The sequence below is a fragment of the Ruegeria sp. HKCCA4008 genome (assembly GCF_013033125.1).
GTDB lineage: Bacteria > Pseudomonadota > Alphaproteobacteria > Rhodobacterales > Rhodobacteraceae > Ruegeria.
On sequence record NZ_WQDM01000001.1, the window covers coordinates 119361 to 140293 of the forward strand.

Genomic DNA, 20933 nt, shown 5'->3' on the forward strand with positions numbered 1-20933 from the left:
GCACGGGCTTTGCCCGTTTCAATCGTGCAACGTCCCCAGTTCAGGGGTGTCTTCTTCTGCGGCTTCATCGGGCCAGTTGGTGCGCCAGATTTCTGCCGACCAGTGCCCACAATGAACCGCCGGGCGGTCGAAACCGGGCAGGGCGGGCAACAACGGTTCAACAATGACGTCATGGCGGGGTACGGCGAAATAAGGGAAAGAATACCGTTCCTTGCCCGACCGGTTGACCACCCGATGTGGCGTGGATTTCAATCGCCCGCCTGACCACAGCTCCAGCATGTCGCCGATATTCACCACGAAACCACCGAGTGGGCAGTCTGGTGAAATCCACTTGCCGCTGCGGGTCTGCACCTCGAGCCCGCCCACCGGATCGGGCGCGATGATGGTCAGTGCGTCCGTATCCTTGTGCGGATGGATGCCATAGCCCGCTTCTTCCGCGGCCTGCGGGGGATAGTGCAGCAATGTCATATTGGTCATCGGGTAGCGGAACGCGTCGCGCAAAATGCCAGAGGTCAAGTTCAGGCCGGATTCCAATGCGCCCAACAATACATCAGTGACCTGATCCAATTGACGCCAATAGTCCAGGATGACCTCTTTGGCGCCGGGAACTTCGGCGGGCCACAGGTTCGGGCCGTACAGGGCACATTCAGCGCGCACAGGGTCGGTGGCGGCAACCTCGTGGTGCAGCTTGTACCCCTCGTATTTGTCGGCTTTGCCGGATCCATCGTTGGGAGTGAAAAAACCCATCGGGATATAACCGCGATAATTCTCGCGCGTGATGGCCTGATCCCATTTGCGGGATTCATTGATGGCAAAGATCTCTCGTGTGGTCTGACGGACCTGATCCACCGTCTGCTGGGACACACCTGTCCCGGTGATGGACAGAAACCCGATTCCTGTGCAGGCCTCAATTATGCCTTGTACCGTTTCGGCAAAGGCTGCGCTGCTGGGATCGGACAGCGGCGAGATGTCTATTGTCGGAATTCTGTCCATCAGTGAATCCTGACCCCCTGACGCTCTAGTTCCGTGTGTACAGGTGCCAGGTTCAGTTGATCCAGGCCCTGATTGCTTTTCAGTGACATGGCCGCCGCAACGCCCGCGCCCTGACCCATGACGGCGCAGCAGGCCATGTTGCGCGTGGCGGCATGGGCCACCCGGTCCGCACCATGCGACCGCCCAGCGACCAGCAGGCCCTTGACGCCCCTGGGCAGCATCGAGCGGTAGGGGACCTGCATGTACCGCCCCGTGGTCGGCAGGATCAGAATGCCATAGCCGTCGATGAATTCGGGATAGATGCCGATCGTGTCCTCGAACCGGCCCTGATGACGGGCGTCGTTTTCGGTCATGTTGTAGACCGCATCGATCTTGCGGGTGTCGCGGATACCGATGGTCATCCCGAAATTCCGAAGCCGCGCGTTTTCGCATCCCGGCATGAACCGGCGCAGCGCCTCGATGGCCAGCATGGTTTGGCGGCGACCTTCAATCTCGCCACGCGTCAGGCTGTCGGGGTCGGTCCCGTCGATCCCGGCCAGGTGGATGAGGTTCATGTAGGTCAGCTCGCCCGTGTCATGCATTGCGCCCCAGGTACCGGCGATGGTGTTCAGATGCGGCGGGATCAGCCCCTGATCGATGGCCTGCTGGAAGGGCTTGTGCACGAAGGGCGAAAACATGTCGTCCTCTTTGCCGCTGGTTTCGATGTTCCACTCACCGCCGCCGCCCCAGTCCTTGTAGGTCTGCGGATCGGCTTTGACGCCTTCCATAAAGGCGCGCTTGTCCACCCCGGCCAGATGGAACATGACAGAGGCCGCCATCATGTCCTCTCGTGGTGTTTTATGCGTCGGGGCCCCCGCGCGATGGGCCACATCAGCGTCGCCGGTGGCATCGATTACCACCTTGGCCAGTATCGCCTCGCGCCCGGCCTTGGATTCGGTGATGATGCCAGTGATCCGGTCCCCTTCCATGATGGGGGCGACGAATTGCCGGTGCAGCATCGGGTGAACACCCGCCTCTTCGACCAGCTTGTCCGCCACCAGCTTGAACCCTTCGCTGTCCAGTTCATAACTGAGCGACTGGCTTTCGGGCACCGCCGCGCCCATCTCTTTGGCGCGGGTTTCGAACTCCGTCCCGACGCCGCCGGCCTCGACGGTTTGCTCGTGCCGATACCAGGCGAATCCTTCGACGCCGACGGCAGTGATGTTGCCGCCCATACAGCCGAACCGGTCAACCAGCGACACGTCTGCGCCTGCGCGGGCCGCTGCCAGGGCTGCTGCCAACCCGGCCGGGCCAGAGCCCACGACCAGAATATCGGTCTGGTGGATGACAGGTATCTGCCGGGCGGGTTCCTGAATTGTCTGCAACAGCGCCTCCTGGTGTTTGTGTTCCCGCCACAATTGAAATTCCCAATTGGCGGGTCAATCAAAAACCCGACTGACCTTGGGTCGCAAACGCGCCATTGCCGGGCGTCGCGTTCACAGTCCGCCAGCGCAGAGAGCCGACGTGCCGGGCCGAAACGTGCTATACTGACGCTCTGCCTTGGGGGACGGAGCAATGCCCGACATCTATCAGAGCCTGGATCAACAGGGGGAAGACACGGTTCGCGTCGTTGCGGACCGTCTGGAGTTTCGCGGCGAAATGCCGGATTTCGTGAAAATGCGCGAACGCTATTTCGACCGGCTCGACTGGGCCTCGTGCCGCCGCATTGTCGATCTGGGCTGTGGCACGGGCGTCGTGACGCGGGCGCTGGCTGACCGGGTCGGCCCGGAGTGCGATATTGTCGGGTCGGATCTGGCGGCGGAACTGATCAAGGTCGCCATGGAAAAGACGGATGCCGCGGGGTTGGCGGGCCGTATCCGCTACGAGGTCGCGGATTCCCGGAACACCGGTGCCGGCGAAGGCCGCTTTGATATCGTCATCGCACATACGGTGATCAGCCACGTGGCGGACCCGGCGGCGATGCTGGAGGAAGCCGCGCGACTGACGCGCCCCGGCGGCACGATCGCCATTTTCGATGGCGACTATGCGTCGTTGACTATCGGCGCTGGCGACCCTGACGCCAACGCGATGGCGGTGGACGCAATCTTGCAGACGGTTGTCGGCAATCCATTCGTTCTGCGGCATCTTCCGTTCCTGGCCCGGCAGACGGGGCTGGAAGTTACCGGTTTCATCCCGGAATTGCTGGCCGAGGCTGGCCAGACCTCGTTTTTCGGAAACATGATCGACGCCTATGTCGGCCCCTGCATTCAGGCAGGCGCAATCGACGCCGAGACCGCCTTGAAATGGGCCGAAGGTCAGAAAACAGCCGCGCGGGAAGGCACGTTCTTTGGCTCGTGCAACTATTACACCTATTTGCTGCGCAAGCCTGAATGATGCGCCGCCTTGCCTAGCCTTTGTGGATCGCGTAGAGCATTCGGGCTTTCGCTAGACAAATAGGATCGTTCATGCGCCTCAGCCGTTACTTTCTGCCCGTTCTCAAGGAAAACCCGTCCGAGGCCCAGATCGTTAGCCACCGGCTGATGCTGCGTGCCGGGATGATCAAGCAGGCCTCTGCGGGGATTTATTCCTGGCTGCCGCTGGGTTTCAAAGTGCTGCGCAAGCTGGAAAACATCGTCCATGAAGAACAGGCCCGGGCCGGTCACATCGCGATCCAGATGCCCATCCTCCAATCGGCGGATTTGTGGCGCGAATCCGGCCGCTATGACGATTACGGGCAGGAAATGCTGCGCATGAAGGACCGGCATGACCGGGACATGCTGTTCACCCCCACGGCCGAAGAACTGGTGACCGATATTTTCCGCGGCCACGTGAACAGCTACAAAGACCTTCCGCTGACCCTCTATCAGATACAGTGGAAGTTCCGCGACGAAATCCGCCCGCGTTTCGGCGTGATGCGGGGCCGCGAGTTCTATATGAAGGATGGCTACAACTTCGACCTCACCAAGGAAGATGCTCTGCACGCCTATAACCGCCATCTTGTCAGCTATCTGCGTACCTACGAGCGTATGGGTCTTCAGGCGATCCCGATGCGCGCGGATTCGGGGCCCATCGGCGGCGATGACACCCATGAGTTCCTCGTGCTGGCTGACACTGGTGAATCCGAGGTCTTCTATGACAGCGCCGTCACCGATCTGACCTTTGGTGATCGTGAGATTGACTATGACAGCCGCGAACAGTGTCAGGCGATCCTGGAAGAGTTCACCTCGAAATATGCGCGCACGGATGAAACGCATGACGAGGCGCTGTTCAATCAGATCCCCGAAGAACGCCGCCGCGTGGCGCGTGGTATCGAAGTTGGACAGATCTTCTATTTCGGCACGAAGTATTCCGAGCCGCTGGGTGCCACCGTTCAGGGCCCGGATGGAAAACCGGTTCCGGTGCATATGGGCAGCCACGGGATCGGCGTCAGCCGTCTGGTCGGCGCGATCATCGAGGCCAGCCATGACGACAAAGGCATCATCTGGCCCGAGGGCGTGACCCCGTTCCATTGCGGCATCGTGAACCTGAAGCAGGGCGATGAAGAAGCGGATGCGGCCTGTGACAAAATCTACAATGCTCTGACAGCCTTGGGGCTCGAGCCGCTTTATGATGACCGCAATGAACGGGCCGGGGGCAAGTTTGCGACCATGGACCTGATTGGTCTGCCCTGGCGGATCACGGTCGGGCCGCGTGGCCTGAAGAATGGTGTCGTTGAACTGACTTGCCGCCGGACCGGCGAAAGCGAGGAGCTGAGCCCCGAGGCGGCCGTTACCAAAGTTGCTGAAATCTACCAGCAGATTGCCTGAGCACCGTCACCGGTGACGGATCTTGCTGTCACGCACCACAGATCCATTTCGCGAGGGTAGCCATGCGATTGACTTGGCCACCAAATGTGATCTGACCAATTCGATTGGTTGAGACGTCAGTCTTGGTCTGCCGTCGGGCGCGTTGCAAGGATATCTCCGTTGGCGCCATCGCCGCGTGCGACCACGATCGGACGGCCCAGCCGGTTGACCAGGTCGCGAAACTCAAGACCCAGAAACCGCAATCCGCAAACCCGCGCGTCCGTAGTGCGATCCGTGATACACAGACGCCCTTGCCGGAAAACCAGACGGTACCCTTTGTCTTTCAGAATATCCGTCAGATTGCCCCAGCTTGCCGCGCTGGCAAAGATCGGCCGAATGGCCGCACGCAGCAGCGCCGCTGTTTCACAATCCAGTTCTTTTGATGCTTGGCGAGACGGAATAACCCCCGCACCGTTGGTTGAAATTTGAAAATTCATTGAGCGACCCCCGCTCCTTAAATGTGTTCCCCCACATACAGGGTGACAAAGTTTCTGAAAATAATCAAAAAGAGTAATAAAATTTCGCGCCCATTGTTGCTTTTTCGATTCAGGAGCTCACAAAGCGCGATGATTAACTTCATACATGAAACAATACCGGTTTGTCTGTGATGGGCTTCACAACTCATGGTGTAGCACCAGATTTTCAAGTCATCCGTTTGGCCCGGCCGCCGTGCTGGGCAACCGGATTGATTCGGCTTGTTCAGGCTGAGGAGCGGGTTCAGAGCGACAACCGGCTTGACCATCGGGTGAAATGCCGAAACTGTCCCCGCGAACATGAACACCCCGGAGCAGGCATGGCCAAGACACCCCCGCCCTTTGCCCCTTTTGAATGGAAAATCGCATGGCGTTATCTGCGGGCCCGCAGGGCCGAGGGCGGCGTCAGTGTGATGACCTGGATTTCTCTGATCGGGATCACATTGGCAGTGTTTGCCCTGATCGCGACACTGGCGGTCCGGTCCGGCTTCCGTTCCGAATTCGTCGGCACGATTCTGGGCGCCAACGCGCATGTGACGGTCTATTCGTCAGGCGAGATCGATGCTCAGGGGCGGGTGGATCGCACGATCGCCGACTACGAAGAGCGCGCGGCCCGGATCGCACAAGTGCCCGGAGTTCAACGCGCGGCTCCCTTGGTGAAGGGGCAGGTGCTGATCACCAACCGCGACCGCAGCAGCGGGGTTGAAGTGTTTGGAATCCGACCCGACGATCTGCGTGATCTGCCCGGAATTGCCCAGGCAGAGCAGGCTGTGGGGGACTTGTCTGAATTCCAGACGGGTGAGGATGTCATCGCAATTGGTTCCGGCGTGGCGCGCAGCATCGGGGCGACGGTCGGGGATGTCGTCAAGTTGACGTCGCCCAACGGCGTCAAAACCGCCTTCGGTACGTCGCCCCGCGTGAATGCCTATCGCGTTGTCTATGTGTTCTCGGCCGGGCGCTATGATATCGACCGCACGCGCGTCTACATGCCGTTTTCGCAGGCGCAGGGCTTTTTCAATCGCGAAGGTGTGGCCGATGAAATCGAGGTGATGGTGGACAACCCCGAAGACCTGGGCCCGATCCTGATTTCGATTCTCGAAGCATCGGGCGAGCGCAGCCAGATCTGGACCTGGCAGGATGCATCCGGTGGGTTCCTGCGGGCATTGGAAGTTGAAGACAACGTGATGTTCATCATCCTTTCGATCCTCGTTCTGATCGCCGCGATGAATATTGTTTCGGGCCTGATCATGCTGGTCAAGAACAAGGGGCGCGATATCGGCATCCTGCGCACCATTGGCCTGAGCGAAGGATCGGTTCTGCGTGTCTTTTTCATCTGCGGCGCTTTTACCGGACTGATCGGAACGGCAATGGGGGTCATCCTGGGGTGCCTTTTTGCGATCTATATCGATCCGATCTTTTCCTTCGTGAATTACGTGATGGGCGGTGGCGTCTGGGATCCGTCGATCCGGGGCATCTATGCCTTGCCCGCCGAGCTGCATCTGAGCGACGTGCTCAAGGCGATCGGCCTGTCGCTTGGCCTGTCCTTTGTCGTCACCTATTTCCCTGCCCGTCGAGCGGCGCGGCTGAACCCGGTCGAGGCGTTGCGCTATGAATGATGTCACATTGCGTCTGAAAGGTCTGACCAAGACCTATCTAAAAGGCAAACCGGGCGAGGTGCAGGTCCTGCGCGGAGTTGATCTGGATCTGCGCGCGGGTGAGGCCGTAGCGATGGTCGCGCCTTCTGGGGCAGGTAAATCAACGCTTCTGCATATCGCCGGTCTGCTGGACATGCCCGACGAAGGAACCGTTGAAATCGGCGGGCAGAACGTATCGGGCAAGGGCGACCGGACCAGAACCGCACTGCGTCGGCAGGATGTCGGGTTCGTGTATCAATTCCACCACTTGCTGCCGGAATTCACGGCATTGGAAAACATCACCCTGCCGCAACTGGCCAATGGTGTGCCGGACAAGGCCGCACAGGCCCGAGCGTTGGATCTGCTGGACCGTGTCGGTGTGGCCGCACGCGCCAGCCATCGCCCCGCTGCACTCTCAGGTGGGGAACAACAGCGGGTGGCGTTTTGCCGGGCCTTGGCGAATGCGCCCCGTGTTTTGTTGGCGGATGAACCGACGGGCAATCTGGACCCCGAAACCTCGGATCAGGTCTTTGATACACTGATGAAGCTGGTGCGGGACGAAGGGTTGTCGGCGTTGATAGCAACGCACAATCTTGACCTTGCGGCGCGCATGGACCGGATGGTTCGGCTTGAAGGCGGGGTGCTCAGGCCAGTTGAGTGATCGCAACGCCAATGGCCATGACGGCGATCCCGCCCATCCGCAAGAGTGTAAGCGGTTCGACCTGTGCGCCGAACAGGCCGAAATGGTCGATGGCCGCAGCGCTGATCAATTGCCCGAGCAGCACAAAGAACACGGCATTGCCCACCCCGAAATGTGGTGCGACATGGGTGATCGACAGGACATAGAAAGCAATCAGGACGCCTGCAAGCAACAGGTGTTTCGGCGCATTGGCAATCTTGGACAAGGCCGCAAATCCGGGAAACAGCGCCATGACCAAGGCGGAGGCGGCGAAGGCAATGGCAAACAACACAACAGCTGCCGCAGTTGGCGACCCGATGACTTTTCCCAGCGCCGCGTTGAGCGCGGCCAGGATCGGAATTCCAAATCCGGCGGCCAGCATGATGGCGGCGTATTGTGTCATTGCCCGAAACCTCTGTACCTTTTTCGTTGATCTGGATCATTGCGCCAAGACGGTCATCGGGCAACCCTGCAAATGCCAATCCAGGCAGGAGGATACGATGTTCAAGGCAACAATCAGTGTAATGGTTCTTGGGGTTTCGGCTGCTGCCTCGCAGGCCGCCTGGGCTCAGGACGCGAAGACCGGAGAGGAACTCTATATGCACCATTGCGCGACCTGCCACGGAATCGATGCGATGGGTCAGGGTCCGATGGCAGCCGTGTTGGTGGTTCAACCAAGTGATCTGACCGCTTTGTCCAACGAGGAGGGCGTGTTCCCGACGGCCCGCGTAGTCGCCCGTATTGATGGTCGGGATCCGCTGGTCAGCCATGGTAGCCCGATGCCGGTTTATGGTCCTTATTTTGACGGGCAGGACACATCCATGAAAACGCCGCAGGGTCAGCCAATTCTGACGAGCCAGCCCATCGTGGATCTGGTGGCCTATCTGGAGACCTTGCAGCAGAATTAGGTTCCGCTGCAAATCCCGTCGATCTCGGCCTCGCTCCAGGGAAGCAGGATTGCGCGCTCTCGCCCTTTTTGCGGAAGCGGGGACAGATCAAAATGCGCGCTCAGCATCCTGTGCAGCCGTTTGGTTCGGGTGGCCTGAGGGTCCAGCGCACGGCAGCAAACATATTCTTCGACGATGGCGCCCTGCTGTTCAAACCCGTAGGACAGGAAGTCCGGCGAGGTTTCGAGGTCAAAGAGATACGGGTCGCTTCGCCCACCATGTTCCGCCGCTGCTCGCAACGGATGGTAACCGGTGGTCCGGCGATTCTGCCACTGCCAGACATGCGTCAGTTCATGGGCCAGCAGCATCGCGGCCACCAGGTTCATCTGATCCGGAAAATCGGACATGTAGTCTTCCAGATACCAGTCGCGCGCAAAATAGACCTTGTTGAACAGGGCCACGGCCGCTGGCTTGCCTGTCACCGGCCCGGGTTCTACCGGAGGAAGGATGCGCTCGCGGCAGGCCAGACGTGGCCGCTCTTCGCGGAAATACGTCACATTGGCAACCGGCGCACCCTGGACCAATCGCACGCTGTCAAGATTCAGGGTTTCGCCCTGAATGGCATCCGCAAAGTCGCGCTCTTGCTTTGTCAACGGACGGCCGCAAGAGGACAGCAACAAAAGAGCACACAGGAATACGCGCAGAACCATGAGGTGAATCCTAGTCCGCTGCTTGCGATCCGCAAACCGTTTTCACAGGCTCATGGCCAGAACCCGGCTGATTTCCGTCAAAGACCGCCCGGATTGATCCATCCAGGAATTGAAGGCCCGTTGCACCGCCGCCATGGCTTTTTTCGACGTGGCGGGTTTGTCGATCACACCTTCGGCGATCAGACGGGCGGTGACGTCCCGCGACAGAATGAAACTGTCGCGGCCCGCAAAACGCATCGCATATTGCGCCGAAGCCCCGCCAAGACGAGACCCGCGTTTGGCCAGCATGGCCAAAAGGTTGACATAGTCATCAGAGGGCCAGCCCCCCAGAACCTGGCCCGCGCCGCCTTCGTCGCGCAGTTCCAAAAGGAACGCCGCGTTGTCCCGCATTGCTGCGATCTTGGTTCCATTGCGGACAATGCGTGTGTCTTGCAGCAGGGAATCGAACTTTTCATCATCCATGAACGCACACCGGCCCACATCGAAACCGTCAAAGGCGGCCTCGAATCCATCCCATTTGTTTTCGATGACCTTCCAGTTGAAACCGGCCTGAAAGACGCATTTCGTGATGATCGATAGCCACCGGTCGTCGGGCATCGCCGCCAGTTCTTCGTGGCTTTTGGGCTTGGTCAGCTGTGCTTCAAAGGCTTCGACCCCACCGTGGCGAGAGGCGGCAATATCAAAGATCTCGTCAAATGAACGCATGAACCCAACCTCAAAGCTGTCTTAGGAAGAGTGTTTTGTTTTGCCTTCCTTTTGCAATGGGAATTTTCGGTGTTCGAAAGCCACCCGACCGGAAATGAAACTCGGCCCGAACAAGAAAAAACACTGAACTGTCAAAGAAATCCTCGACAAACGGGTTCAAAACGGTTTGTGATTGACTCGTCAGTCAACATTCCGTGCCCCGGGGCAGGGGATATTGGCGGGTCGGGCAGGGGCCCTTGCGGCGCCTGCGGGGGAAAATCAACGCATCAGCGGCAAGAAAGCTGCGCTGTTACAAACTGATCACTTTCCTTTTCCGACCAATTTTGTGCATGTTGCGGCATGGTATTGTCATCAGACAAAGATACCGGCGGGAAACCCCTGCCGGGGTGGGCAAAACAAATAAGACAGGGAGAAAATCCATGAAAAAACTGAGTGTAAGCCTTATGGCCCTGACCGTTGCCGGTGCGGCGCATGCGGCGGATATGGGGGCCGTGGACGAGCCGATCAAACTGGCGATCAACGAATGGACCGGTCAGCACGTAACCACGCATGTGGCGGGTGAAATGCTCAAGGCCGCTGGTTATAACGTAGAATATGTGACCGCCGGCATGATGAACCAGTTCCAGGCGCTGGCCGATGGAGACATCGACGCGACGCTTGAAATCTGGTCGTCCAATGTTTCGGATGAATATGCCAAGAAGATCGAGGAAGGCACTGTTGTCGAAATCGGCGATCTTGGCCTGGATGCCAAGGAAGGTATCGCATACCCGGCGCATGTCGCTGATCTGTGCCCTGGCTTGCCTGCGTGGGAAGCGCTGAAAGACTGCGCGCAGGTGTTCGCCACGGCGGAAACTCTGCCCGGTGGCCGTCTGGTCGACTATCCGGCCGACTGGGGCACACCTGGTGCGGATCGCATGGCCGGCCTTGAACTGCCGTTCAAGGCTGTCCCCGCCGGTTCCGAAGGCGCCTTGATCGCTGAACTTCGCGCATCGACCGAGCGTAAATCGCCGCTGCTGATCACATTCTGGCAGCCGCACTGGGCGATGTCTGCCTATGACGTGCAGTTCGTTGAACTGCCCGCAGGTGAAGAGGCATGCTTTAACGATCCGGCGTGGGGTCCGAACCCGAACGCGGTAAACGATTGCGACTTTTCACCATCTCGCATCTTCAAAGCCGGCTGGAGCGGCCTGGAAGAAAAGTGGCCCGCCGCCTATGAAATCCTGTCCAACTATCAACTGGCGGTCGAAGACCAGCAGCCGATGATGGGTGCGATCGATGTCGACGGCGGCCAGGTCGAAGAAGTTGTCGCCGCATGGATGGCCGAGAACGAAGACAAATGGCGTCCTGTTGTCGACGCGGCGACCAAGTGAGCCACTTAGGTGACTGACACGACCATGCCAGCCATTGCCTGCCGGAATCTCTGGCAGGTCTTTGGCCCGGGCGCTGACAAAGCCCTGACCGACGCGCTGTCTCGGTCAGGGAATGACGCTGACAAGGCCGCCGCAGACCTGCGGGAAAACGGGTTCATTCCGGCGGTTCAAGATGCCAATTTCGAGGTCAGGGAAGGCGAATTGTTCGTCATCATGGGCCTGTCGGGCTCGGGTAAATCCACGCTGATCCGCTGTATCTCGCAGCTGCTGCCCGGCACGGGTGGTGAAATTCGGGTGGATGGTGAGAATGTCATAGGCGCCTCGAAAAAGGCCCTGACAGAACTGCGGCGGAAAAAACTGGGCATGGTGTTCCAGCATTTCGGCCTGTTCCCCCACATGACCGTTGCTGAAAACGTCGCATATCCTCTGCGCGTTCAGGGCGTGGGCAAAAAGGAACGGCTGGACCGCGCGCAGGAAGTGATCTCGCTGGTCGGTCTGGAAGGGCGCGAAGACAGCTTCCCGCGACAGCTTTCCGGCGGGCAGCGGCAGCGGGTGGGTATCGCCCGCAGTCTTGCCGTAAACCCTGACATCTGGTTTCTGGACGAACCGTTCTCGGCGCTGGATCCACTGATCCGTCGCCAGTTGCAGGATGAATTCCTGCGCATTCAAGCGACGTTGAAGAAATCCATCGTCTTCATCACGCACGATATTCAGGAAGCGCTGAAGCTTGCTGACCGTATCGCCATCATGCGGGACGGCAAGATCGTACAGATCGGCACGCCCACGGATATCGTCCTGCGACCCGTCGATGACTATGTGCGCGAATTCTCGAAGGATGTCGCCAAGGGGCAGCATGCCAAGGTCGCCTCGGTCATGCGAAACGAGGCAGAGTGCGGCCCGGACGATCCCGGCCTGACCACGTCGATGACACTGGACGCAGCCCTTGCCCATTGCATGGAACTTTATGAACCCGTGCCGGTGCGGGATGCCGATGGCAATGTCGTTGGCACGGTGCACCCGTCCGATCTGGCTGCCGCGCTTCAGGTGGACGAAACATGACCGCCGTAGCTGAGTTTCCGACGCAGCACGGCGCGCGGCTGACGGCGGGCGCCAAGGCCGCCCTGATCACCGTTGTCGTCGGCGCGGTTTGCCTTGCACTCGAGGGCATCGCCCCATGGCTGGTCAAATGGCCCGCCGCATGGGAGCTGCCTGCAACCCAATGGGTGGGCGCGTTTCTGGATTGGTTTCTGAACCTGATCAAACCGGCGATGCGGTTGTTCTCGGATATGATGACCTATCCGATGAACTGGGCGAATTTCGTTCTTGGCAATACGCCATGGCCCCTCCTGATCGGGATCGTGACCGCGCTGGGCTGGTACTTGGGCGGTTTGCCCATGGCGGCGCTGGGCTTTCTGGGCCTTAGCTTTGTCCTGGCGTCGGGTTACTGGGCTGAGAGCATGAACACTCTGGCCTTGGTCGCAGTATCCGTTCCGGTGGCGTTGATACTGGGTGGTGGCATCGGCATCCTCGCCAACGAGGTGCCGCGGGTGAAATCCTTCGTTCAGGCGGTTCTGGATGTCATGCAGACGGTGCCGACTTTTGCGTATCTGACCCCACTTTTGTTGCTTTTTGGCTTTGGCCCCGTCGTCGGTCTGATCGCCTCGGCCATCTACGCCGCGCCGCCCATGGCGCGCAACGTGATGCTGGGGCTGGAACGGGTCGAGCCCGAGATCAAAGAGGCCGCGATCATGTCCGGTGGCACGCGGTTTCAGCAACTGTTTCAGGTCGAAATTCCCGCCGCCACGACGCAGATCATGGTCGGTGTGAACCAATGTCTGATGGCGGCATTGTCCATGGTCATCATTGCCGCCGTCATCGGTGGGTTCAACGATATCGGCTGGGAGGTTCTGCTGACCATGCGCAAGGCGCAGTTCGGGGAGTCTCTGATGGCGGGTCTGGTCATCGTGGTCTTTGCCGTCGTCATAGATCGCATGAGCGGCACCTTGGCGACCGAGCGCAAACGTTATGACAGCCGGGTTGTCTGGGCGATGTTGGGTTTCGCCGTGGTCTTCACCGCCGCCTTCTGGGCGTGGTTGCCGAACCCATCCGAACTGACCCTGCTGGATCCGATGGCCGAGGCCGTGGACAGCGGCCTGACCGCGTTCACTCAGGCCAATGGCCCGTGGTTGGATGCGCTCAAGAACAACTCTCTTTTCTATGTGCTGCTGCCTTTGCGGATCGGTCTGGATCAGGCGGTCCTGCCCTTCACCTGGGGCTTCCAGTGGACGGCGGGCATGAGCTTTGGTCTGTTTGCCGCAGGTGCCGGGATCGCGCTGTTGATGGCATGGCGTGGGCGGCTGACGGGTGGTCTGATCGTCCTGATCCTGATTGGAATGCTGGAAACCGGCATTGCCAACCTGCCGTGGCCCTTTGTCCTGACCGGCGCCGCTGCTCTGGGCTGGGTCGCGGGGGGCTGGCGTCTGGCGGCGCTGAGCGTGGGGCTGCTTTGCACCATCCTCGTTTCGGGCCTGTGGGAGAGAGCGCTCTTGTCGCTTTACCTGAGTGGAGCGGCAGTGTTTTCTTGTGCCGTGGTCGGCGGCCTGATCGGCCTTGCCAGCGCGATTTGGGAGCCGGTGTGGAAAGTGGTCCGTCCAATCTGCGACATGTTGCAGACAATCCCTCTGTTCGTGTTCCTGATCCCGGTCCTCATGGTGTTCCAGATCGGAGAGTTCTCGGCCTTTCTGGCAATCTGTGCCTATGCGATCGTGCCCATGATCCGCTACACGCGGCACGGGCTGGTCAACACGCCGGACGAGATGATGGAAGCCGCGATCTCAAGCGGTGCGACCGAGTGGCAGATCATGCGCGACGTGCGCGCGCCCTATGCCGCGCCCACGATCCTGCTGGGGTTGAACCAGACCATCCTCTATGCCTTTGCGATGCTGGTGATCGCCGCATTGATCGGTACCACGGGTCTGGGGCAGTCGATCTATCTGGCGCTGGGTCAGGCGGATGTGGGGCTTGGCATTTCGGCCGGGGCCGCGATGGCGATTCTGGCGCTGATTGCCGACCGCATCGTGCAGGGGTTTGCCGAAGAACGCCGCGCGGCGCTTGGGTTGTAAACAGGGCAGGGGCGATGCACCGCCCCTGCTCCGAACTTGATTTTGGACAAGGATACCAGTGCCGTCCTGATCTAGACCGATCCCAATAAAGCGGAGATCACCATGACCGGTTGGGTCCTATTCCTTGCAGCGCTCGTCACATTCCTTCTCAGCCACGCGATTCCGGTGCGGCCCACCATACGCGGATGGCTGATCGATACACTTGGACGCCGGGGGTATTTCACGGCCTATTCGGTTCTGTCGATGGCCGTCCTGGCGTGGTTGATCATCGCCGCTGCCAACGCTCCTTATGTCGAGGTCGTCCCGCCATTTGCGGTTTTGCGCTGGGCGCCGGTTCTGATCATGCCGGTGGTCTGCTGGCTGGCTGTCGCGGGGCTGATCATTCAGAACCCGTTTTCGTTCGGGGGGCTGGGCAATCGGCCATTTGACCCAGAACAGCCCGGTATCCTGCGCACCACCCGACACCCGATCCTTGCCGCGCTGATGCTGTGGGCGGTGGCACATCTCCTTGCCAATGGCAGCCTGTCACATATGATTCTGTTCGGCCTGTTTGCCGGTTTCGCGGTCATGGGCATGGCTCTTGTCGACCGGCGCAAGTTGCGGGAAATGGGCTTTGAATGGGTCCGCTTGTCCCGCAATACGGCGCGGTTTTCACTGCGCGCACCGCGCCCCTGGCCGCGTCCCGGGGTGTGGATGGCCGCGCTGGCCGCCTATGCGGTTCTGCTTCACCTGCACGCCCCTGTGATTGGCCTGTCCCCGCTTCCGTGAACGAGGGAGTGGCCGGGCGGTGCCTTGCGTGCTATTTGAAACGTCACAAACGAATTACAAGAGGTCCAAGATGCATCTGGCCTATGTCACCACCACCGATCGCGGCGCGACGGACCGCCTGCTGAGCGCCGTTGCGGACCGTCTGCTGGCCTCCGGAGCAAAACTGGCCGGTGTCGTGCAAACAAACACGGAGTGCGCCGACAGCAGCAAATGCGATATGGACTTGCGCGTGCTGCCCGACGGTGAAACCATCCGCATTTCGCAGTCGCTGGGCACCCAGTCGCGCGGCTGCCGTCTGGACCCGGCTGCGCTGGAACAGGCGGTGGGATATGTGACTGCCTCGCTGGAGGGCGCCCCTCAATTGCTGATCATCAACAAATTCGGCAAGCATGAGTCCGATGGGCGTGGATTCCGCCCCGTGATCGGCGAAGCGCTGGCGATGGATATCCCGGTTCTGGTCGGCGTGAACGGTTTGAACGAAGAGAAATTCCAGACCTTCGCGGATGGCGCAGCGGAAGCCCTGCCGGCGGATCTGGATGCAATCGAGGCGTGGTTCAACAAGGTCTCGGAACTGCGACCGGCGGCGGAATAGAACCTTCCAAACAGTTGGGTAAGAGACATAAAGCGGCGCTGACCAACAATCAGCGCCGCCTTTTTTAGTGTTGGGTGAAACTAGGTTGTCTTAAGCCTGCGGTACCCGAACAGGCCCAGAACGGCCCCGATCAAAAGCAGCCCGCTTGCGGGCAGGGGGACCGGTGCGACGACTAGATTGTCTACCCACATTTCCCCGCAGTAGTCGATACACCATGCTGTGTTTGGGGTGGTGAAGAATTGATGCCTTAGTGGAGACGGGCTGTTGTATGTCACCATCAACGCGTCAATCGCCGTGAAAGCGCTTGAAAAGGTCAGTGTGGTCAAAGCCATCGGACCGAATGTCTGGCTGGCCACAACTGACCCATTCAGCAACCCGGAAAAGGTCAACGTCGGAAAGGTCGCTGGCCCTGCGGTCAACCATTGATTGTATGCAGCGGTGCCGAAAGCGGGGGCTGGACCGGAACCAGTTGTGAAAGCTCGGGACCAGCCTTGCAGATCAACGGTCTGAACTGTGAATTTGCCACCGATCACGGGCATTATTGTGGTGGACAGTACGCCACTATCATCGTGGAAATTAATATAGTTTCCGAAGGTGTAGACGTCTGCATAATTGAACGTGAAACCTTGGCTTATACCTTGCCTAGTTCCGGACGCTGTGACCGGATCATTCGGAAAGTTATTGTCAAATGTAATAGTCAGCGCATTCGCTGCGCCAGCGACACAAACGGCAAGCGTCGCCAAAAGCAGTCTCATAACAAATCCCTCGCAAATACGTTAACAGACTAGCGGGCGATGCCCGGTTTCGCAACTTTTACGAGTCTTTGCAGCCATCATTGCGCAAAAGCACGCATATAAGCACGCGCGGGCAATGCGTTCTGGCCATCTTTGAATTCTACGGGAAAGATGGTGGGCGACCCTGGAATCGAACCAGGCGTGCGTCTCCGCGAGGGAGTTACAGTCCCCTGCCACACCTTGCGGCCTGTCGCCCACTGTCAGGCGTTGCACCTGACGTGGAGGCGTGATTACTAGCGCACCAAAGGAGCGTCAACAGGAAAATTTCGCTTTGGCGCAGGAAACCGAATTCCCGGCCCGGAGGCCCGCAAAATGAAGAAACCCAAATGGGTCGTTGAGAAGGAACAGGCGCGCAAGGCCGCGGCTGCTGAAACCGTTTGGCTGTTCGGTCTGCATGCAGTTCGCGACGCTTTGATGAACCCCAATCGGCAGAAATTGCGCTTGATCGTAACGCGCAACGCGCGGGACAAACTGGCGGAAGCGATTGAATTCTCTGGTATCGAGCCCGAGTTGGCTGATCCGCGCAAGTTTACGGCGCCCATCGATGCAGGCTCGGTGCACCAGGGGGCTGCGCTGGAGGTAAAGCCGCTGGATTGGGGCGGTCTGGCCGAAAATTGCATCGGTCGTGAAAATCCACGCGTCATCCTTCTGGACCGCGTTACGGACCCGCACAATGTCGGGGCGATTCTACGCTCGGCCGAAGTTCTGGGTGCCAGTGCCGTCATCGGCACCCGCCACCATTCCGCGCCCGAGACCGGGGCCCTCGCAAAAACCGCCAGCGGCGCGCTGGAGCGTCAACCCTATCTGCGGATGCGCAACCTGGCCGACACAATTGTTGAACTACAGAATATGGGATTTCTGGTCCTTGGGTTGGACGGTGAAGCAGAGGCAACGATCGAAGGCGCGCTGAGCGACGGTCGGGACCGCCCCGTCGCACTTGTTCTGGGGGCGGAAGGCCCGGGATTGCGCCAAAAGACGAAGGAAACCGTGGATCAATTGGTGAAAATTGACGCAGCCGGGGGATTCGGATCGCTGAATGTCTCAAATGCGGCGGCAATCGCCTTATATGCATCCCGGCCCTGACAAAAAAATGGAGAGCGCTATTTCCGGTCCATCCAAAATTGCGACCTGCTGCTATTGCGGGACCCGGGCTGCGCTGGTCCTGAGGGGCAAAGAACGGCACGAGCTGAGCTGTTCCAGTTGTGGCGCACCTTTGCATGATCTGAAGATGCTGCCCAAGCGGAAGGCTGCGCCTGCCAAAACGGTGCGATCTGCGGTTTCTCATGCCCCTCCACGGAAGACCAAGCGAAAAAAGAAGAAAAAGAGCATGTTCTCGCGCGTGTTCGATGAAGCCTGGGATGTGATCGAAGACATTTTCGATTGACCGTTTTTGGGTGAAGATCGTTCACATCCACGTCAACAGGGGTTCCGCATGCAGCAAAAAATTGCATCTTGATACCCCAGTGATTTCAGATTCTGACATGGCAATGCTGACCCGACGTTCCACACTTGGCGCGCTGTGCGCTTTTTTTCTGGCGCCTGCCACGTATGCGCAGGAAAGGCCCGTTTACTACACCACCGAAGGAGTGGCGTTGGCCGGGTATGATGCCGTGTCCTTTTTCGACGGTTCTACGCCGATCATGGGCACGCCCGAGAATTCCGTGATGTGGAAAGGGGCGCGGTGGCATTTCACCTCGCAGGAAAACCGCGAGCTGTTCGAAAGCAATCCCCGTGCTTTCGCGCCGCAGTTCGGCGGGTATTGTTCATATGCGATGGCGATGGGAGTTCTGAAGAGCTCGGACCCCAAGGCCTGGAAAGTCGTGGATGGTCGTCTGTACCTGACGCACTCGATCGAGATCGAGGAAATCTGGCAGCAGGATCAGGCAGAATACATTGAGTTGGCTGAAGAAAACTGGCCGGCAATCCTCTATCGGGAGTGAGCGAGAATCAGCTAATTGTGAAGAGTCATCACAAAAATGCGCTGCCCCTCTTTTTTTTACCAAATATATGCCTAAATGTCACAATGACCGCGGAATGGAACTGCCGCGGGTCATTTCACTGTCCCTCGTTCCAACAACTGGCGCCCAAGGCTTCTTGGGCGCTTTTTTCTTTTTGGAACCCTGCTAAGGATAGGGCATGCCAGACTATTCCGATCAGCACCTGAGAACCATTCTGCAACGCACCAAGTCCGTTGCCGTTGTCGGGGTGTCCATGAACCCGGTGCGGCCCAGCTATTACGTTGCCCGCTACCTGTCGTTGAAAGGGTTCAACGTGATCCCGGTCAATCCGGGCCATGCCGGGAAAGACCTGTTTGGCCAGAGGGTACGCGGCAGCCTTTCGGAGATATCCGAACCCGTGGACATGGTAGACATATTCCGACGGTCCGAATCCGTGCCGCCCATTGTGGACGAAGCGTTGGAGGCGTTCCCGTCCCTCGGAACGATCTGGATGCAAATCGGGGTTGAACACCCTGAAGCGGCAGCCAAGGCCAAGGCTCGCGGTGTGGACGTCGTGATGAACCGCTGTCCGAAGATCGAATATCAGCGCCTGTTTGGCGAGCTGCGCATGGGTGGGTTTTCGACCGGGATCATCTCGTCCAAGCTTTAGGGCGTTGCTTGCTGATAGGGTTTCAGGCGGGCCACCTGTTCCTGTCGTCGTTTTTCCAGCACCACGTCCCGAGGGACCCAGTCATATCGGGTATCCTCGACCAGAGGTGACCAGAACAACACTCCGCCATAGCGCCAAGGGTCCAGCACGACGCCCTCATAGAGCGATTCACCCTTGCGACTGATAATCGCCGTGCTGTGGTCGATCCTCAGCGGATTGTCGGCGTTGGCGATGGCGCGGTGCAATTCCAGCGTCTGGAAGTTTTCCTGTTTCAGACGGCGTTCGATATCCTCGGCCCAATGCCAGCACAGACCACGCGGGCGCAATCCCTTGTTGACCTTCGCATTGTGGATCAGTGGTGGGTCGGTGATCTGGTATTCGTCCACCAGCTGCGCGGTATAGGAATAGGCGACTTGCGCCGCCCGGCGGGCTTCTTCCGGATCGATATCCGGGCCAAGACGCTGAATCTCGGCTGTCAGGCGTTGTACCTCATCCCCGGTCGAACGGGGAGGCGTCGCACATGCTGCAACGATGGCAAGCGTTGCCACAAGCATCAAAATTCGGATCATGTCGCGCCCTCGGCCTGCCATTCTGACGCCCGAGTATAGCGGCCGTTGCGGCGGCGCGGAACCCGGCCGTCAGCCTTTGGGGCGGGCGGCCTTTTCGGCAATGCCGCTGATGCCCTGACGGCGTGCAAGTTCGGCCAGGACATCCTCCAGCGCCACGTCCCGGGCGGCCAGCATGACCAGCAGGTGATACAGCACGTCTGCGGCTTCGGCGGTCAGCTTGGCCTGATCGCCCTTCGTGGCTTCGATGATGGCTTCGATGGCTTCTTCACCAAATTTCTCGGCGCATTTCTCGGGACCCTTTGCAAGCAGCTTGGCTGTCCAGCTTGAATCGGGATCAGCCCCTTTACGCGCCTCAATCGTTTCAGCTAGGTCGTGCAGAATGCTCATGTCAGCCTCATCGGAATGCCAGCGGCGGCCATGTGTTCTTTGGCTTCGCGGATCGTGTATTCTCCGAAATGGAAGATCGAGGCCGCAAGCACAGCACTTGCGCCGCCTTGGGTGACACCTTCGACCAGATGATCCAGATTGCCGACACCGCCGCTTGCGATCACGGGCACGTCCACTGCGTCGGAAATCGCTCGGGTCAGGGGCAGGTTGAAGCCAGCCTTGGTGCCGTCGCGATCCATCGAGGTCAGCAGGATTTCTCCGGCGCCTTTGGCGACAACGGTTTTTGCGAACGCGACCGCATCAATGCCTGTTGGCTTGCGGCCGCCATGCGTGAAAATCTCCCACTTTCCAGCGCTGACCGTCTTGGCGTCGATGGCGCAGACGATGCACTGGCTGCCGAATTGATCTGCCGATTCCGCGATCACGTCGGGATTGGCAACGGCTGCCGAGTTGAAGCTGACCTTGTCTGCCCCCGCCAGCAACAGGGCGCGGACATCATCCTTGGTGCGAACCCCGCCACCAACTGTCAGAGGTACAAAGCACTGCTCGGCGGTGCGCTGTACCACATCGAACATGGTGCCGCGGTTTTCGTGGGTTGCGTGGATATCCAGAAAACAGATTTCGTCCGCGCCTGCGGCGTCATATGCCTTGGCCGATTCCACGGGATCGCCCGCATCGCGCAGACCGACGAAATTCACGCCTTTGACCACGCGGCCATCGGCAACATCAAGGCAGGGAATAATCCGGGTCTTCAGCATCTGATCGTCCTTCGTTGCCGGACCTTTACCGGCAAAGCGCCGCCGATGCCACAGACGTTTT

At 59.3% G+C, this 20933-nt stretch carries 25 protein-coding genes and 1 tRNA gene; 15 read left to right on the forward strand and 11 right to left on the reverse strand.

Features of this window, described 5'->3' with window-relative positions; all coding sequences use genetic code 11:
* Window positions 1-18 precede the first annotated feature (18 nt).
* Together GOW60_RS00590 and GOW60_RS00595 are read right to left on the reverse strand one after the other, a co-directional pair.
* Window positions 19-993: an isopenicillin N synthase family oxygenase gene (locus GOW60_RS00590; RefSeq protein ID WP_171227866.1), complete on the reverse strand. Its 975-nt coding sequence runs from the start codon at window positions 991-993 to the stop codon at window positions 19-21.
* Window positions 993-2357, reverse strand: coding sequence for an FAD-dependent oxidoreductase (locus GOW60_RS00595; RefSeq protein ID WP_371813312.1), 1365 nt, complete (start codon window positions 2355-2357; stop codon window positions 993-995). The genes GOW60_RS00590 and GOW60_RS00595 overlap by 1 nt, the downstream gene beginning before the upstream one ends.
* Before the next feature lie 190 nt (window positions 2358-2547).
* Here GOW60_RS00595 and GOW60_RS00600 point away from each other — a divergent pair, with 190 nt between their 5' ends.
* Together GOW60_RS00600 and proS are read left to right on the forward strand one after the other, a co-directional pair.
* On the forward strand, window positions 2548-3366 hold the full coding sequence (locus tag GOW60_RS00600; protein ID WP_171227867.1) for a methyltransferase domain-containing protein: 819 nt from the start codon (window positions 2548-2550) through the stop codon (window positions 3364-3366).
* 71 nt (window positions 3367-3437) lie between these two features.
* Window positions 3438-4778 carry a proline--tRNA ligase gene (proS, locus tag GOW60_RS00605; RefSeq protein ID WP_171227868.1) on the forward strand — a complete coding sequence of 447 codons (1341 nt, stop codon included), beginning with the start codon at window positions 3438-3440 and terminating at the stop codon, window positions 4776-4778.
* Between the two features lie 116 nt (window positions 4779-4894).
* Here the strand turns inward: proS and GOW60_RS00610 are convergent, their stop codons facing one another.
* Together GOW60_RS00610 and GOW60_RS00615 are read right to left on the reverse strand one after the other, a co-directional pair.
* Window positions 4895-5254, reverse strand: coding sequence for a hypothetical protein (locus tag GOW60_RS00610; RefSeq protein ID WP_152458705.1), 360 nt, complete (start codon window positions 5252-5254; stop codon window positions 4895-4897).
* Between the two features lie 17 nt (window positions 5255-5271).
* A complete protein-coding gene (locus GOW60_RS00615; protein ID WP_171227869.1) occupies window positions 5272-5592 on the reverse strand; it encodes a hypothetical protein in 321 nt (106 codons plus the stop codon).
* Window positions 5593-5610: 18 nt separating this feature from the next.
* On the opposite strand from GOW60_RS00615, the gene GOW60_RS00620 reads away from it, so the two are divergent.
* Both GOW60_RS00620 and GOW60_RS00625 read left to right on the forward strand, forming a co-directional pair.
* Window positions 5611-6906, forward strand: a complete 1296-nt coding sequence (locus GOW60_RS00620; RefSeq protein WP_171227870.1) for a lipoprotein-releasing ABC transporter permease subunit — start codon at window positions 5611-5613, stop codon at window positions 6904-6906.
* Complete coding sequence (locus GOW60_RS00625; protein ID WP_152458702.1) at window positions 6899-7585, forward strand: ABC transporter ATP-binding protein; 687 nt, start codon at window positions 6899-6901, stop codon at window positions 7583-7585. Before GOW60_RS00620 ends, GOW60_RS00625 begins: the two co-directional genes overlap by 8 nt.
* On the opposite strand, the gene GOW60_RS00630 is transcribed toward GOW60_RS00625, so the two are convergent.
* A complete protein-coding gene (locus tag GOW60_RS00630) occupies window positions 7569-8006 on the reverse strand; it encodes a DMT family transporter (protein ID WP_171227871.1) in 438 nt (145 codons plus the stop codon). The two genes, GOW60_RS00625 and GOW60_RS00630, sit on opposite strands and share 17 nt — an antisense overlap.
* Window positions 8007-8103: 97 nt before the next feature.
* Here GOW60_RS00630 and GOW60_RS00635 point away from each other — a divergent pair, with 97 nt between their 5' ends.
* The gene (locus GOW60_RS00635) at window positions 8104-8511 is read left to right on the forward strand and encodes a cytochrome c (RefSeq protein ID WP_171227872.1); all 408 of its coding nucleotides are present in this window, start codon (window positions 8104-8106) and stop codon (window positions 8509-8511) included.
* Here the strand turns inward: GOW60_RS00635 and GOW60_RS00640 are convergent.
* The gene (locus GOW60_RS00640) at window positions 8508-9200 is read right to left on the reverse strand and encodes a hypothetical protein (protein ID WP_171227873.1); all 693 of its coding nucleotides are present in this window, start codon (window positions 9198-9200) and stop codon (window positions 8508-8510) included. The genes GOW60_RS00635 and GOW60_RS00640 overlap by 4 nt on opposite strands.
* Before the next feature lie 42 nt (window positions 9201-9242).
* Window positions 9243-9905, reverse strand: a complete 663-nt coding sequence (locus GOW60_RS00645; RefSeq protein WP_171227874.1) for a DNA-3-methyladenine glycosylase I — start codon at window positions 9903-9905, stop codon at window positions 9243-9245.
* Between the two features lie 419 nt (window positions 9906-10324).
* Here GOW60_RS00645 and GOW60_RS00650 point away from each other — a divergent pair, with 419 nt between their 5' ends.
* The 6 genes from GOW60_RS00650 to GOW60_RS00675 all read left to right on the forward strand — a co-directional run bounded on the left by GOW60_RS00650 (window position 10325) and on the right by GOW60_RS00675 (window position 16183).
* A complete protein-coding gene (locus tag GOW60_RS00650) occupies window positions 10325-11275 on the forward strand; it encodes an ABC transporter substrate-binding protein (protein ID WP_171114863.1) in 951 nt (316 codons plus the stop codon).
* Window positions 11276-11284: 9 nt separating this feature from the next.
* The gene (locus GOW60_RS00655) at window positions 11285-12334 is read left to right on the forward strand and encodes a glycine betaine/L-proline ABC transporter ATP-binding protein (protein WP_171114865.1); all 1050 of its coding nucleotides are present in this window, start codon (window positions 11285-11287) and stop codon (window positions 12332-12334) included.
* Window positions 12331-14397, forward strand: coding sequence for a proline/glycine betaine ABC transporter permease (locus tag GOW60_RS00660; protein ID WP_171227875.1), 2067 nt, complete (start codon window positions 12331-12333; stop codon window positions 14395-14397). The genes GOW60_RS00655 and GOW60_RS00660 overlap by 4 nt, the downstream gene beginning before the upstream one ends.
* A gap of 102 nt (window positions 14398-14499) precedes the next feature.
* Window positions 14500-15165 (forward strand): NnrU family protein, encoded by a 666-nt coding sequence (locus tag GOW60_RS00665; RefSeq protein ID WP_171227876.1) that lies wholly within the window; start codon window positions 14500-14502, stop codon window positions 15163-15165.
* Window positions 15166-15235: 70 nt separating this feature from the next.
* Window positions 15236-15757 (forward strand): DUF2478 domain-containing protein, encoded by a 522-nt coding sequence (locus GOW60_RS00670; RefSeq protein ID WP_171114871.1) that lies wholly within the window; start codon window positions 15236-15238, stop codon window positions 15755-15757.
* 264 nt (window positions 15758-16021) lie between these two features.
* Window positions 16022-16183, forward strand: a complete 162-nt coding sequence (locus GOW60_RS00675) for a hypothetical protein (RefSeq protein WP_171227877.1) — start codon at window positions 16022-16024, stop codon at window positions 16181-16183.
* A 480-nt stretch (window positions 16184-16663) separates the two neighbouring features.
* Here the strand turns inward: GOW60_RS00675 and GOW60_RS00680 are convergent.
* A tRNA-Tyr gene (locus GOW60_RS00680) sits at window positions 16664-16747 on the reverse strand.
* 116 nt (window positions 16748-16863) lie between these two features.
* Between GOW60_RS00680 and rlmB the strand changes: the two genes are divergently transcribed.
* From rlmB to GOW60_RS00700, 4 genes are all read left to right on the forward strand, one after another.
* The gene (rlmB, locus tag GOW60_RS00685; RefSeq protein WP_171227878.1) at window positions 16864-17634 is read left to right on the forward strand and encodes a 23S rRNA (guanosine(2251)-2'-O)-methyltransferase RlmB; all 771 of its coding nucleotides are present in this window, start codon (window positions 16864-16866) and stop codon (window positions 17632-17634) included.
* Window positions 17635-17641: 7 nt separating this feature from the next.
* Window positions 17642-17935 carry a hypothetical protein gene (locus tag GOW60_RS00690; protein WP_171227879.1) on the forward strand — a complete coding sequence of 98 codons (294 nt, stop codon included), beginning with the start codon at window positions 17642-17644 and terminating at the stop codon, window positions 17933-17935.
* 103 nt (window positions 17936-18038) lie between these two features.
* Window positions 18039-18491, forward strand: a complete 453-nt coding sequence (locus GOW60_RS00695; RefSeq protein WP_254443804.1) for a YHS domain-containing (seleno)protein — start codon at window positions 18039-18041, stop codon at window positions 18489-18491.
* A gap of 196 nt (window positions 18492-18687) precedes the next feature.
* Window positions 18688-19158: a CoA-binding protein gene (locus GOW60_RS00700; protein WP_171227881.1), complete on the forward strand. Its 471-nt coding sequence runs from the start codon at window positions 18688-18690 to the stop codon at window positions 19156-19158.
* Here the strand turns inward: GOW60_RS00700 and GOW60_RS00705 are convergent.
* From GOW60_RS00705 to hisF, 3 genes are all read right to left on the reverse strand, one after another.
* Window positions 19155-19727, reverse strand: a complete 573-nt coding sequence (locus GOW60_RS00705; protein ID WP_171227882.1) for a hypothetical protein — start codon at window positions 19725-19727, stop codon at window positions 19155-19157. The two genes, GOW60_RS00700 and GOW60_RS00705, sit on opposite strands and share 4 nt — an antisense overlap.
* Before the next feature lie 69 nt (window positions 19728-19796).
* A complete protein-coding gene (locus tag GOW60_RS00710; protein WP_171227883.1) occupies window positions 19797-20114 on the reverse strand; it encodes a phosphoribosyl-ATP diphosphatase in 318 nt (105 codons plus the stop codon).
* On the reverse strand, window positions 20111-20872 hold the full coding sequence (gene hisF, locus GOW60_RS00715; RefSeq protein WP_171227884.1) for an imidazole glycerol phosphate synthase subunit HisF: 762 nt from the start codon (window positions 20870-20872) through the stop codon (window positions 20111-20113). Before hisF ends, GOW60_RS00710 begins: the two co-directional genes overlap by 4 nt.
* Window positions 20873-20933: the final 61 nt, after the last annotated feature.

What these genes read in the sequence shown, in the direction of transcription:
- GOW60_RS00590 (WP_171227866.1), bottom strand. Translation starts at nt 993, where the DNA reads ATGGACAGAATTCCGACAATAGACATCTCGCCGCTGTCCGATCCCAGC.
- GOW60_RS00600 (WP_171227867.1), top strand. Translation starts at nt 2,548, where the DNA reads ATGCCCGACATCTATCAGAGCCTGGATCAACAGGGGGAAGACACGGTT.
- proS (WP_171227868.1), top strand. Translation starts at nt 3,438, where the DNA reads ATGCGCCTCAGCCGTTACTTTCTGCCCGTTCTCAAGGAAAACCCGTCC.
- GOW60_RS00610 (WP_152458705.1), bottom strand. Translation starts at nt 5,254, where the DNA reads ATGAATTTTCAAATTTCAACCAACGGTGCGGGGGTTATTCCGTCTCGC.
- GOW60_RS00615 (WP_171227869.1), bottom strand. Translation starts at nt 5,592, where the DNA reads ATGTTCGCGGGGACAGTTTCGGCATTTCACCCGATGGTCAAGCCGGTT.
- GOW60_RS00620 (WP_171227870.1), top strand. Translation starts at nt 5,611, where the DNA reads ATGGCCAAGACACCCCCGCCCTTTGCCCCTTTTGAATGGAAAATCGCA.
- GOW60_RS00625 (WP_152458702.1), top strand. Translation starts at nt 6,899, where the DNA reads ATGAATGATGTCACATTGCGTCTGAAAGGTCTGACCAAGACCTATCTA.
- GOW60_RS00630 (WP_171227871.1), bottom strand. Translation starts at nt 8,006, where the DNA reads ATGACACAATACGCCGCCATCATGCTGGCCGCCGGATTTGGAATTCCG.
- GOW60_RS00635 (WP_171227872.1), top strand. Translation starts at nt 8,104, where the DNA reads ATGTTCAAGGCAACAATCAGTGTAATGGTTCTTGGGGTTTCGGCTGCT.
- GOW60_RS00640 (WP_171227873.1), bottom strand. Translation starts at nt 9,200, where the DNA reads ATGGTTCTGCGCGTATTCCTGTGTGCTCTTTTGTTGCTGTCCTCTTGC.
- GOW60_RS00645 (WP_171227874.1), bottom strand. Translation starts at nt 9,905, where the DNA reads ATGCGTTCATTTGACGAGATCTTTGATATTGCCGCCTCTCGCCACGGT.
- GOW60_RS00650 (WP_171114863.1), top strand. Translation starts at nt 10,325, where the DNA reads ATGAAAAAACTGAGTGTAAGCCTTATGGCCCTGACCGTTGCCGGTGCG.
- GOW60_RS00660 (WP_171227875.1), top strand. Translation starts at nt 12,331, where the DNA reads ATGACCGCCGTAGCTGAGTTTCCGACGCAGCACGGCGCGCGGCTGACG.
- GOW60_RS00665 (WP_171227876.1), top strand. Translation starts at nt 14,500, where the DNA reads ATGACCGGTTGGGTCCTATTCCTTGCAGCGCTCGTCACATTCCTTCTC.
- GOW60_RS00670 (WP_171114871.1), top strand. Translation starts at nt 15,236, where the DNA reads ATGCATCTGGCCTATGTCACCACCACCGATCGCGGCGCGACGGACCGC.
- rlmB (WP_171227878.1), top strand. Translation starts at nt 16,864, where the DNA reads ATGAAGAAACCCAAATGGGTCGTTGAGAAGGAACAGGCGCGCAAGGCC.
- GOW60_RS00690 (WP_171227879.1), top strand. Translation starts at nt 17,642, where the DNA reads ATGGAGAGCGCTATTTCCGGTCCATCCAAAATTGCGACCTGCTGCTAT.
- GOW60_RS00695 (WP_254443804.1), top strand. Translation starts at nt 18,039, where the DNA reads ATGCTGACCCGACGTTCCACACTTGGCGCGCTGTGCGCTTTTTTTCTG.
- GOW60_RS00700 (WP_171227881.1), top strand. Translation starts at nt 18,688, where the DNA reads ATGCCAGACTATTCCGATCAGCACCTGAGAACCATTCTGCAACGCACC.
- GOW60_RS00705 (WP_171227882.1), bottom strand. Translation starts at nt 19,727, where the DNA reads ATGATCCGAATTTTGATGCTTGTGGCAACGCTTGCCATCGTTGCAGCA.
- GOW60_RS00710 (WP_171227883.1), bottom strand. Translation starts at nt 20,114, where the DNA reads ATGAGCATTCTGCACGACCTAGCTGAAACGATTGAGGCGCGTAAAGGG.
- hisF (WP_171227884.1), bottom strand. Translation starts at nt 20,872, where the DNA reads ATGCTGAAGACCCGGATTATTCCCTGCCTTGATGTTGCCGATGGCCGC.